We start from the raw sequence: 12,326 nt of genomic DNA, 5'->3' as shown, positions 1-12,326 counted from the left end.
TTAGTAATAGAATCCTGCGAAAATATAGGCTTCGCCATGCTTTTGTGTATTTGCAGCTGTTATATTTCCAAGCTCTTGTTTAATCATATTTACAATATCCTCTGGAGATACAGGAATAAGCAGCTCATCAGGTTCTCCAAGTTCGGTAAGGAGCTTGTCTAATCTCTTTGCCAGAGTTGTGTTGCCCGCTTTAATTGACTTCATTGCTTGCCCGATTAAACTCATGGATTCTTTTGGAAGCTTTTGGCTGTTAATCCATTCATTTGCTCTTATAAGCACATTTGAAACAACAGTCTTTGCGTTTTTAGCCTTGCTCAGCTTGCTTTCGTATACATGATAAGCGTCCATCGCAGCCTTTCTTTTTGATTCAATATTTTCGATTGTGTTAAAAGCAGCCTCAGCCGTATTTGACGTGCATTTGCAGGAATCGAACATATCCATGTAGTTGATAACCTGAGCCTGCAAATCCTTTGCAACTTTTACATAGACACAGCCGTATTTATTTTTTACTTTTATTGCAAAATAAGTGTTTCCTTTTTCATCTTGCAAAAGGGGGGCAAGGCTTTTTTCTTCTGCGCTTTCAAGTTTCTGAATAAAATCATAGCGCTCAGGATTTGAATCTCTATATTTTTTTAATTCAGCAATGTATTTCTCTTGCGGACTTTCCTCGCCGTCAACAATTGTCTCAAAATTTCCTTCAGAAAGCTCCTCTTCCTGGCTGAATATTTTTGCGTCCTCGCCAAACATTGTGTGGAAAGACTGCAATTTAGTGTAAGCATTCTGCACAAGATTTATTTGCTCGTCTCCCTGGCTTGAAGGATAAAAGTTATAGACATAAATATCCTTGTTTTCACTTCCGATACGGTTTACACGGCCGATTCTCTGAATAAGCCGTGTGGAATTCCATGGCGTGTCATAATTCAATATTGAATTTGCCCTGTGCAGGTTAATGCCTTCGGCAAGGACTTCTGTTGTGATAATTACATCGTAGTCATTCTTCTGTTTTTCTTTATCATAGTTTGCATCAAAATTTTCCCTGATAATAGGCTCTTTTTCGTCACGGTTTGCGGCAGTAATTACAAGAGGTTCTTTTCCTGTGATGTTTTCCACTGCGCGGCTTAAGGACTTGACCGTGCTGATTGCTTCCGAGAAGATTACGAGCTTATGAGGCGTGTTTCTTTCCTTGCAAAAAAGGCCTGAACTTTCTTTTAGCGCAGATTTGAATCTGTCAAATTTAGGGTCGTAGTCGTTTTCGTTCCAGCGTTCTACAAGGTCGTTGATTTTCGCCAAATCAGATTTCAAATAATCAATATAACTTTTCTTTTCATCTCCAAAGGTTTTAAAGTCAGAACAATTATACTCAGCATTCTGATTTTTTTGATTTTTGCCTTCTTTGTTGAGCTTTTTGATTTTCGCTCTTATGTCAGCAAAACAAGATTCAATAGTGATAATTTTATCAGGATTTTTTGCCTGCTTTTCCTTTATGTTCAGTTCCTTGTTCACATCAATTTGAGGACAAATAAAGATGGCGTCATTTTCCCACATAGTAATCATATTTTGTGTGTATCTCTGAAAGTTTCTCAAAGATTCCTTAAAAGCTTCAAAACTGCTTTCAAGCCGCTTTACAAGAAGAATCTGCATAATTCTTGCAAGCTGATTAGAAGAACGCTGGGCAGTCATGTTTCTTCCGGAATAAATCTTTTCATATTTGCTGTTAAGAAACATTGTAGCCCTATAGCGGTAATATCCAAGACCTTCTGCCGCAAATGGATTTTCTTCTTCGGTTTTTGGGGCAATCATATTCATCGTGTCTGAAAAGAGCTGGGCAAGTTTCTTGTCCATAGTGTAGTAAAGATTTTCAGGACCATGAACTTGAGGAAATTTCAAATCATCAGAATAATGCTTTTTAATATCTGTTCTCGTGCGTCTAACAAGAATGTCGCTTAAAACTTTTTCGCGGACTTCTTTTGAAAGTTCAATCAGTTCTTTTTTTGTATTTGCGGCGGAGTCAAAAGAAGCTTGTTCAATGCCAAATACCTGTTTCTTTGAATGGATAATTGATTTGTATTTTCTGTTTATTTCTGCAAAAAAGTGTTCCAGGTCGCGGCCTTCAACTTTCTCAAAAGAAGAATTTTTTGGCTCATGCTCAAAAAGATAAATCTGATTTTGAATGTCGCGCGGACTGTTGTTCTGCATTGTTGCGGAAAGCAAGCCAATGAACGGATAATAACCGGTGCGGGCATTTACGCTTTCAAGATATTCTGAAAGAGCAATATACATCTCTGTTCCAGAATTACGGAATTTATGGCTTTCATCTATTATTACAAGACCGTAGTTTTCAGCGGCAGAAGAGAATGTTTTCATTTCCGGCGCCATTTCTTTTACTGCCTGTTTTTTAACTTCAGAATTTAGAGAAAAATCATTATCTTCTTCAATAACATCTTCTGCATCGCTTATTTCTTCCTCGGAAAAATCATCAGAAAGATGATTAAGGCTTCCTGTTGTCAAGAATCTTACATGCTCTTCAATCTTATCTGTCTGCTTCTTGTCGAATTTTTTAATTGTATCCACCCAGGAAGATTTTATTGCCGGCGGAACGATAATTAAGACTTTATCTGATTTTTTCAAAGACGCGGAAACGTCTATAAAATATTTTATGATTAAGATACCTACAATAGTCTTTCCAAGCCCTACAACATCTCCTAGAGCAAAACCTCCATGCTGAATCATATAGAAATAGCATTGCTGGACGGCATTAAGCTGATATTCCAGCGGTTTGATGTCTTCTGGCAAATATCCTGTCAGAATTGACTTGAAATTTGCGTCTGTTATCATGCCGAATTTGTCTTGCAGCAGTTTTATGTAGTTCTCGTAAGGCGTAAGATTTTTAGAGGTAGCAGATTCTGACTTTAAGACAAAATTCTCTTTTGCTTTTGTTCCTACAGGCGAATTGCTAAGTTCAACAAAAAACTCTTTTGTCCAGTCACCAGAAAGATTCCATTTTTCATTGAACCAATAATAATGTCCTTTAGACGGGTCATTTTCATCAGGTCTAGGTCTTGCATTAATATGATAATAGTCATTGTCAAGATAATTAAGCTCAGAATTTCCTTGCAGACCGTTTGCTGTAAAGTTACTGCTTCCAATTATTCCATAATTCGTTCTATCTGTGCCCTTAAAAATATAGCATTTTGAATGGAAGAACTGCTTTTCATCATTCTCATTTACATTGAAAATATGAACCTTAATTTTAGGATTATCTTCTGAGCAGTAGTCAATCAGCATTTTTGCCGCTTTCTGGCATTGCTCGTCATTCGTTTCGATGTTCTGCAAGTCTATTTTTATATAGTCCTGCGGATATTTCTTTGCTGAATTATATGCGGAAGCAGTCAAATCTTTTTGAAAAACATTAGGGTCTTTACCTATCAACAGTCTTAGTTTTGTTCCGTCTTTTTTCAGAAAAGATTTTAGAGAATCTGTTATCAAAGCCGTTCCTTTCAAATCCCAATAGCCAGTAGCAATACAGATTTCTTTTACTTCCGGGCGGCAAATTATTTCATTCAATGTATCAACAAGTTTTAAATTAGGAGAATTGTCTAAAAGCGTATTGCTAAGCATTTATGCGTTCCTGTTCTGTTTGTGAGAAAATTTTCCATGATATTATAGCACAGATTTTATTAATTTTTCGCTTTGACTCTGAAATCTTTTTCTATACAGTTTGAACTCTATTCCTCTTCAAGCCGGAAGTCTTTGTTTGTTGAACGGCAGTGCAAAAACAGTCTATACATCTAAAAAAATCGTCTAATTAGCTTTTTCAGGGGATAAGAGGCAAGGGGAAAATATATCCAGTATGTTAGGCAAATAAAGTAACTATATTTTAAAATAAAGTAACTATATTTGGAAATATAGTTACTTTATTCGGGTAACTTAGTTACTTTATTTTTAGCTGTTGTAAAAGCATCCGGCTGATTGTCATGTTGTGTCTAATAAGCTTTGAATGTCATTGCCGTGCCACGACACCGCGTTTTTTTGTCATTCCTGTGCCCCGACACAGGAATCTATCCGCACACCAAACTCGTTTATCAATCTCTAAGCAACTGTCATTGCCCGGCTTGACCGGGCAATCAGCTTTTAAGGAGATTATCGGATCAAGTCCGATAATGACAAACTATTGACAGTCCGATAATGACAAACTGTTGACAGCCCGATAATGACAGTAAAGTATAAAAGTTTACATTCGCTTTAATTATTTCCACTTAAACGTCGCAAGGCCGATTATGTAGATTGCGATTATGCAAAGCGGAACAAAGTACGCGAATACTGGCTTCATCCAGTTCTTCACTTTGAGTCCTTCGCCCTCGTTCGCTTCCTGAACGAGTTTTTCCCAGCCTAAGCCGAATCTGCCGCTGCAGCTGAAAACTGCGAAAATAAGCGCGCCTAGCGGAAGAAGGTTGTTGCTTACGATAAAGTCCCAGAAATCAAGCCACGCCGAGCCTTCGCCGAACGGATGAAAATGAAGCACGTTGTAGCCGAGAGCAGTTGTGAGCGCGATTAAGAAAATGCCTGTTCCGCAGATTACGCAGCCTTTCTTTCGCGACCAGCCTGTCATCTCGCGCACGCACGCAAGAATATTCTCGCAGACGGCAAGTTCTGTTGAGAACGCCGCGAACACCATAAAAAGAAAGAAAAGGCTTCCCCAGATTCTGCCTCCTCCCATGTTGTTGAAGACGGTTGTCATCGTGTTGAAAAGAAGGGACGGCCCTGCGTCAACCGCGATTCCAAACGAAGCGCACGCCGGAAAGATTATCAGCCCTGCCGTAACCGCAACGAAAGTGTCAAGAATAATGACTTTTACTGATTCTCCCATAAGGCTTCTGTCTTTTCCGATGTAGCTTCCGAAAATCGACATTGCGCCGATTCCAAGCGAAAGAGTGAAGAACGCCTGGTTCATTGCTCCAACCACAACCGGAACTGTGAGCTTCTTGAAGTCAGGAACGAGATAGAATGAAAGACCTTTTGCCCCGCCCGGAAGAGAAATGCTCCGTGCCGCAAGAACTGTCATCAAGACCAAAAGAAGAACCATCATGTATTTTGTAATCCGCTCAAGTCCGCTCTGGAGATTCCGCGTTAGAATCAAAAAGCAGACCGCAACGGCGATAAAAAGATAGCCCACGTTTAACTTAGGATTTGAAATCATCTTGCCAAAGCTAAGAGAGCCTGACTTTCCCGCGACAAACGAGACAAAATAGTAAATCAGCCAGCCTGTAACAACCGTGTAGAACGCCATCAAGAAAATGTTTCCAAGCAGGCAGACGTAGCCGTGAATATGCCATTTTGAGCCGGGCTTTTCAAGCTTCTGGTACATTCTGACCGGGCTTGCCTGGGACGCTCTTCCAAGCGCGAATTCCATTGTCAAAGCCGGAAGCCCCAGCACAACAAGAAACGCAAGATAAACAAGAACGAACGCGCCGCCTCCGTTCTGACCGACCATCCACGGAAATTTCCAGACGTTTCCGCAGCCAATAGCGCAGCCTGCGCTCAGCAGAATAAATCCAAGTCTGCTGCTCAATCTTTCTCTAGCCATAAAGCCATTTTAGCAGAAATAAGGGGCGGTGTGTATAAAAATTTTTCATATTTAAATACAAGTGAACAATTTAAGGAACAAAAATTATTTTTCTTAAATCATCCTGAACAAATTCCAAAGAGCCTTTTAAATCCGCAGAAGCAAAAACAGAACCATACTTGCAGACAAAAATAAATGAAATGTCAGATCCGAATTCTTTTTTGAATTTATCAAGGAGCTTAAAAGATTTTTCCACGCCAAGAACAAAGGTCGCAGTCGAAAGCGCATCCGCCGTAATGCTAGATGGAGAAATTACAGTCGCGGAAACAATTCCAGAATCTGCAGGAAATCCTGTCGCAGGATCAAAAATGTGATGGTAACTTTTTCCGCCGGCTTCAAAATAGCGCTCGTAGCTTCCGCTTGTAACAACTGAATTTTCATTTATGCAAAGGCGCAAAAGAGGAGCGGCCGAAGGAGATTCTGGATTTTTTATTCCAACAGTCCATTTGCTGCCGTCAGATTTTTTTCCATAAACGTAAATGTTTCCGCCCAAATCTATAACAGCTTTTTTAACGCCGTGCATTTTTAAAATCTTACAGAGTTCATCTGCGGCAAAGCCTTTTACAATTCCGCCAAGATTTATTTTCATTCCAGCTTTCCGCAAAAAAACTGAATTTCTGGAAAGTCCAACGCAGCCAAAATCAACAAGTTCAAGAGCGTTGTTTATTTCAGTTTGCGAAGGAATTTTCTGGTGGTCTGTGTTTATGCCCCACAAGTCAACAAGCGGACCTGCAGCCGGAGTAAATGCTCCATCAGAAATCCATGCAGTTTTCAAAGCAAAATCTAAAACTTTTAAAACCTCTTCAGTTGTCTTTACCGAAGAAATTCCAGCCATTGAATTTATCCGTGAAATTTCAGAACTTGGCAAAGTCGCACTGAATTCATTTTCAATCTGCGCAAGACGTTCAAAAATTTCATCATAAAGTTTTTTTGTTCCGTCCTCAAATGCGTTGACTGTACAAAGAGTGTCCATCACAGTTTGTGTTCTTGGCTCAATTTTTCCAGAACATGAAGCGAATAAAAAAACAAAAACAATACAAAGCCGCAAAACAAATTTCATAAATCGTCTTCAACAAGCAAAGAATTTTTTTGATACTTTGGAAGAAACTTTTTAATTCCGCCAGTTTCAAAACTCACAGTAACAACGTATTCACCTTCATCGCTATAGTTAGTTCTTATGATTTGTCCATGCCCATAATCATCATGGAAAACGCAAGCACCCCGGCAGTATTTTTTTTCGAGTGGATTTTTTTCTGTGCGGCTAGATGAAAATGAATCTGGCTTTTGTCCAAGTATGCGGATTTCATTTCCAAGCTCAGCAAGAAACGGACTTGGAATCATAAAATTTGTTCTTCCAAAAAGCCGGCGGACTCCGCATGAAGTAAAATAAAGCTCGTCTTTTGCCCGCGTAATTCCAACGTAAAAAAGACGCCGCTCTTCTTCAAGTTCTGACTCCGTTTTTCCTTCGCGCGGAAAAATTCCAGATTCCATTCCTGTTATTATCACGCGCTTGAATTCAAGTCCTTTTGTGTTGTGAAGCGTAATCAGAGTAATCTTGTCTTTCTGCTTTTCTTCTTCGGATTCAGTTTTTAAAGTGCGGTCAAGATTTATGTGATCTAAAAAATCTAAAAGTCCTTGCTTTGTGCACGGATACAAAACTGCGCTGTTTACAAGTTCCTGAAGATTTTCAATTTTTTGCGTGCCGATTTCTTCATCCTGATCTTTGTGAAATTCTTCAAGCCCGCTTTCTTTTACAACTTTTTCAACAAACTCTGAAAGTTTTTTTTCATCTGCGGAAACAATATTATTTTCGTTTATCGCCTGCCCTGCAAGCAATGCCGCTTCTGAAGTTACAGGAACATCTGGCAATTCATCGGAAAATTTTTCAACAAGCGATTTAAAAAAATCAAATCCTTCTTTTGTCTTTTTTGAAAGCTTCAAAGATTCCGCTCCATTCAAAATTGAATTTCCATCAGAAGCTTCGATTATTTTATCTTGCGTTGTATTTCCAATTCCGCGCACAGGCTTGTTTACAATCCGCCTAAAAGAGATTTCGTCACGCTGATTCACGATAAATGAAAGCCACGAAATAATATCTTTTACTTCTTCACGCTCATAAAATTTCAAAGAGCCTACAACTTCATAAGGAATTTTTTTATGAAGAAATTCTGTTTCAAAGCCCAGCGACTGTGCGTTTGTTCTGTAAAGAATTGCCCAGTCACTATAAGGAATTCCATGCTCAAAGGCCTGCTCAATAAGGCTGTAGCAAAATTCAGTTTCATCATCTTGCGACGGAAGAAAAACCAATGCCGGCATTTTTCCTTTTCCGCGCGCAGACACAAGCTCTTTTCCAAGACGCCCGGAATTATTTTTTACAACATTTCCTGCGCAATTTAAAATTTCAGAAGTCGAACGGTAATTTGTTTCAAGGCGTATAATTTTTGTTCCCGGAAATTCATCTTTAAAATTCAATATGTTTTGAATTTCAGCTCCTCGGAATTTATAAATGCTCTGATCATCATCGCCAACAACACAGACATAAGTTCCAGAATTTTCATTGACGCCGGAAAGTTCCTTTAAAAGCTTAAACTGCGCAACGTTTGAGTCCTGGTATTCATCAACCAAAATAACTTTGTAGCGCGCATGAAAACTTTTTCTAATCAAATCATTTTCTTTTAAAATCAAATACGGGAGCAAAATCAAATCGCCAAAATCCACATTGCCAGTTTTTCTAAGACGTTGCTGATATTTTTCATAGACTTCAGGAAAAACAGGCTCATCGCAAATCCGGCTCAATTCCAAGTCTCCGGGAAGAAGACAATAGTCTTTTGCCAGCGCAATTTTTTTTGCATAATGCGACGCATCTTTTTTTGTAAGCGAAGGAAGTGCTTTTGAAATCAGTGAGCACACATCGTCATCATCGTAAACTGTAAAATTATTTTGAAGCCCAATTCCAGAATCTTCCGCACAGAGCCGAAGAAACCAAGCACCAAATGAATGAAATGTTCTTATGTGGGATTTTTGCGCGCGCGGCTCAAGATTTATTGCACGCTCTTTCATTTCTTCTGCGGCTTTTTTTGTAAAAGTAACAGCAAGAATCGAAGCCGGATTTATTCCAAGTTCCGAAATCATATACGCAATTTTCGTCGTGATTACGCGGGTTTTTCCAGAGCCTGCCCCGGCCAAAATTAAAAGAGGGCTTCCCTCATGTTCAACTGCTTCACGCTGCTCTTTATTTAAAACTGAAAGATAATCTTCCGCGTTCATTCAAGAAATTCTCCGTCAACATCAACATCGGATGCGGCAAGAGCCTTTGCCTTTACAACAGCTCCCGGAATTATTTTTTTCACGGCATTTTCATTGTCAAGGTCATAACGCACAACAAAAGCTCCGTCAACTTCCGGCGCGTCAAACCAGGCACGTCCAATTGCAAGACCTTCATCAGTGCCATCTTTGTTTTCAATTATTTCTTCAATTAGAACATCGTAAATTTTTCCGCAGCGCATTTTTAAGTTTTCAAAAGTTATTTCATGCTGCATTTCTTCCAGCCGAAAAGCTCTTGCCTTTGCTTTTTTTGAAGAAACTTGCATTTTCATTTTATCAGCGACAGTGTCTTCTTCTCTGCTGTACGGAAAACATCCGGACCAGTCGCTTTTTATTGACTGCAAAAATTCTTCTGTGCGCAAAGCATTTTCGTCTGTTTCCCCAGGAAATCCTGTAAGAAAAGTTGTGCGTATGCAGCTTTCAGGAAAATAAGAGCGGATAGTTTTTATAAGTGAAGTATAATTTTCAAAGCTGCCCTTTCGGTTCATGGCGCGTATTATTTTGTCGTCGCCAGACTGAAATGGAATGTCAAAATAAGGAAGAAACCTTGTGTCGTTTTTCATAACTTCAAGAATGTCTTTGTTAAAATGATCGGGATGAATGTACAAAAGCCGAATCCAAAATTTTTCTTCAAGCGCAGAAATTTTTTTTATCAAACTGCACAAAGGAGATTCGCCATATTTCTCATAAAAATTTTCTTCTGCACAAACAGGAGTTTTTAAATTCCTATAAATTATTTCATGCCAGTTTTTTTCAGAAGAAAATTCTTTGTCTTCTTCGCCGCAACCATAAGCTGCCAAATCCTGACCAATCAAATTAATTTCAAAAATTCCACGAGCCAAAAGAGATTTTATTTCCGCAACAATTTCATTTGAATTTCTTGAACGAAGTTTTCCACGTATAACAGGAATTGCACAGAATGAACATCGGTTGTCGCATCCTTCTGTGATTTTTACAAACGCACTTCCTTTAAAAGACAATAGAGAATTCCGCTCACCGCAGCAAACTCCTTTTTGTTCAGCTTTTAAAACCGGACGTTTTTCTTCAAACAAATCTTTTACAGCGGAATCAATCAGCTCCAAGTTTCCATTTCCAACAATTCCGTCAGCTTCAGGCAAATCTTTTTTAAATACATCCGCATAACGCTCGGCAAGACAGCCTGCCAAAAGAATCTTTGCATTCGGAAAAGCAGAACGCGCTTCCATAAGGGAATCTAGACTTTCTTTTTTTGCGCTTTCAATAAATCCACAAGAATTTACAATAACAAGGTCGGCTTTTTCAGGTTCAAAAACTTGCTCAAATCCAAGGCTAGAAAGCCTATTCATTATAAGCTCGCCGTCAACCTGATTTTTTGCACAGCCATGCTGGTCAAGAAAAAATTTTTTACTAGTCAAGTTCAAGCACCACTAAACGATATTTTCCGTCACTGTCACGAACCCATTTTATGTCTTCAGCCTGAACTTCACCAGCACGCCCAACTTCAAGATCATAGGAAGAAAGTCCTGCAATAACATGAATTTTCAAAGCGTTGATGTTGCTCATCCAAAGACGTGTTCCGTTGTTTGAAGTAATTGTAACAAGCTCGCCGCTCTTGTAATAGCCTTCAACATAATCTTGACGGTCGCTTTTATATCTGAAAAGACAAGAACCGCGGAATGTAACATTTATTGTAAACGGATAAGCGCGCGTGTCTTCATGAATTACCGTTCTGTTTGCATTATTTTTTACAGCCGAAGCCGCAGGAATTTCTGAAAGTTCTGTTCCAGATTTTCCATCTGAAAGTGCAACAAAAGAATTTTCAATAGATTTTTCAAGGATTCTCACTTCCGCGCCGTTCGCTTCATTGTCATTTGAAACATCGCTCAAATAAATAATCAAATCCGCAAATCCGTCTCCGTCAATATCTATATCACGTTCCTCGCTAAGCTCTACAATTTGATTTCCAGAAGGCGTAAGAATTGAAAGATTTCCTAAAGTTCCGCCAACTGTCAAAATAATATTTCCCTTGCCTTGTTTTGCAGGTACAAGAATTTGATCTCCTTTATAAAGTCGCTTTGTTTCGGGCTTGCCAGTAAATTGATACTGATGGATTTTTTCTTTTTCAACTTGCTCTCTTGCCTTAAGTTCTTTTTTCTGTGGAATCTTTAAAACGCTGAAATAAATATAAATTCCAATCGCCGCCAAAACTAAAACAACAGATGCGACAATTACAGGAATAAGAAAAACTGGCTTCTGCTTTTTTAAAAGCTCAACTGGAACTGGAGATTCCTGAATTTTTTTCGCATGATAAAGCCGCAAAATTTCATCTTTGTCCAGCCCCAAAAATTCACAATAATTTGAAAGAAAACCTATAAAATAAGATTCTCCAGGAAAGTCTTCAACGCGCTCATTTTCCAATGAATCTATATAATTTTTTGTAATCGCAGTTGCACGCTCAATCGCTTCCATGGAAACTTTTTTTTCTTCACGGGCATTGCGCAAAATTTCTCCGTAGCTTTCCATTTATTACTCCGAAAGAAGAAAGTTGTTGTAGTTATTTGCAGATGACGGCGGATCATAAATAAAACGCTGATCGCTTATACTCACATTCAAGTTGTAATTATGAAAATCAAAAATATAATCAACGTCCTGAGCTGAAACCGCAGCAACACGGCGAATTAATTTTGTCGAAGGATCTACAGAAAGTTTTATTGTACGGAAAGCTTCAGCCGCGGATCTTCTTGAAAGCAAAAGATTCACAACCATTTCATCGCTGTTTTCATCCAAAGGAACTGCGCTTTGTCCAGACTCATAGGCAACTGTGTAATAACGGCGCAAAAGAGAAAGTCCCTGAGCTGTAGCCGCATTTGGTCCAGAAGCAGTAACATTCTGTTCAAGAATTGCGGAAGTCGGGCTTGGCAAATAAATTGTAAGGTCATCACCGTTAAAGACAACAACTTGTTCCGCAGGATCCGAAAAATCTATGCGAAGCATTTCTGGACGCTTAAAACTGATTTTTCCTTTCATTTCATTTTTGTCAATTGTTATGTCAATGTCAGCTTCATAGTCTTTTATTTCCGCATAACGGTCGCTGACAGATTTAAAGAAATCGCTCGCCGTCGTAATTTCCTGTGAAAAAGCCGCCGTGCAGAAAGCACACATAAAAACTGCGGCACACAAAAACTTTTTCATTTAAAGTACTCCAAACTGATATATTGTAGAAAAATAATCTTTTATCGTCAACAGGCATATTTAACAGCGAAAAATGTCCGAAGTGATTTTTATTCAGAAAAAAGTTTTGGGAATTTTATTTAGCCTGAATTTCGAGTTTTATGATTTAATGTCATTATCGGGCTTGACCCGATAATCTATTGCACTTTTTTTTTGCAAGATTGCCGTG

General features: G+C 38.8%; 7 protein-coding genes. All 7 read right to left on the bottom strand.

The window, feature by feature from the left end:
- Positions 1-3,618: a helicase-related protein gene (locus B3209_RS04580; RefSeq protein ID WP_296664325.1), complete on the bottom strand. Its 3,618-nt coding sequence runs from the start codon at positions 3,616-3,618 to the stop codon at positions 1-3.
- Positions 3,619-4,246: 628 nt separating this feature from the next.
- Positions 4,247-5,584, bottom strand: a complete 1,338-nt coding sequence (locus tag B3209_RS04575) for a sodium-dependent transporter (RefSeq protein WP_296689959.1) — start codon at positions 5,582-5,584, stop codon at positions 4,247-4,249.
- Positions 5,585-5,654: 70 nt separating this feature from the next.
- Positions 5,655-6,683: an FAD:protein FMN transferase gene (locus B3209_RS04570; RefSeq protein WP_296664800.1), complete on the bottom strand. Its 1,029-nt coding sequence runs from the start codon at positions 6,681-6,683 to the stop codon at positions 5,655-5,657.
- Positions 6,680-8,890: an ATP-dependent helicase gene (locus B3209_RS04565; RefSeq protein WP_296664803.1), complete on the bottom strand. Its 2,211-nt coding sequence runs from the start codon at positions 8,888-8,890 to the stop codon at positions 6,680-6,682. Before B3209_RS04565 ends, B3209_RS04570 begins: the two co-directional genes overlap by 4 nt.
- Positions 8,887-10,341 (bottom strand): 30S ribosomal protein S12 methylthiotransferase RimO, encoded by a 1,455-nt coding sequence (gene rimO, locus B3209_RS04560; RefSeq protein WP_296664805.1) that lies wholly within the window; start codon positions 10,339-10,341, stop codon positions 8,887-8,889. Before rimO ends, B3209_RS04565 begins: the two co-directional genes overlap by 4 nt.
- Positions 10,334-11,449: a helix-turn-helix domain-containing protein gene (locus tag B3209_RS04555; RefSeq protein WP_296090207.1), complete on the bottom strand. Its 1,116-nt coding sequence runs from the start codon at positions 11,447-11,449 to the stop codon at positions 10,334-10,336. The genes rimO and B3209_RS04555 overlap by 8 nt, the downstream gene beginning before the upstream one ends.
- Positions 11,450-11,452: 3 nt before the next feature.
- Entirely contained in the window at positions 11,453-12,118 is a 666-nt protein-coding gene (locus B3209_RS04550; protein ID WP_296664807.1) for a LolA family protein, read from the bottom strand.
- Between the last annotated feature and the right edge of the window lie 208 nt (positions 12,119-12,326).

This window comes from Treponema sp. UBA6852 (assembly GCA_002449305.1).
Taxonomy (GTDB): Bacteria; Spirochaetota; Spirochaetia; order Treponematales; family Treponemataceae; genus Treponema_D.
This window is presented reverse-complemented; position numbering and strand designations above follow the sequence as displayed.

Excerpts from the sequence above, each read along its gene's own strand:
- B3209_RS04580 (WP_296664325.1), bottom strand. The coding sequence starts at position 3,618 with ATGCTTAGCAATACGCTTTTAGACAATTCTCCTAATTTAAAACTTGTT.
- B3209_RS04575 (WP_296689959.1), bottom strand. The coding sequence starts at position 5,584 with ATGGCTAGAGAAAGATTGAGCAGCAGACTTGGATTTATTCTGCTGAGC.
- B3209_RS04570 (WP_296664800.1), bottom strand. The coding sequence starts at position 6,683 with ATGAAATTTGTTTTGCGGCTTTGTATTGTTTTTGTTTTTTTATTCGCT.
- B3209_RS04565 (WP_296664803.1), bottom strand. The coding sequence starts at position 8,890 with ATGAACGCGGAAGATTATCTTTCAGTTTTAAATAAAGAGCAGCGTGAA.
- B3209_RS04555 (WP_296090207.1), bottom strand. The coding sequence starts at position 11,449 with ATGGAAAGCTACGGAGAAATTTTGCGCAATGCCCGTGAAGAAAAAAAA.
- B3209_RS04550 (WP_296664807.1), bottom strand. The coding sequence starts at position 12,118 with ATGAAAAAGTTTTTGTGTGCCGCAGTTTTTATGTGTGCTTTCTGCACG.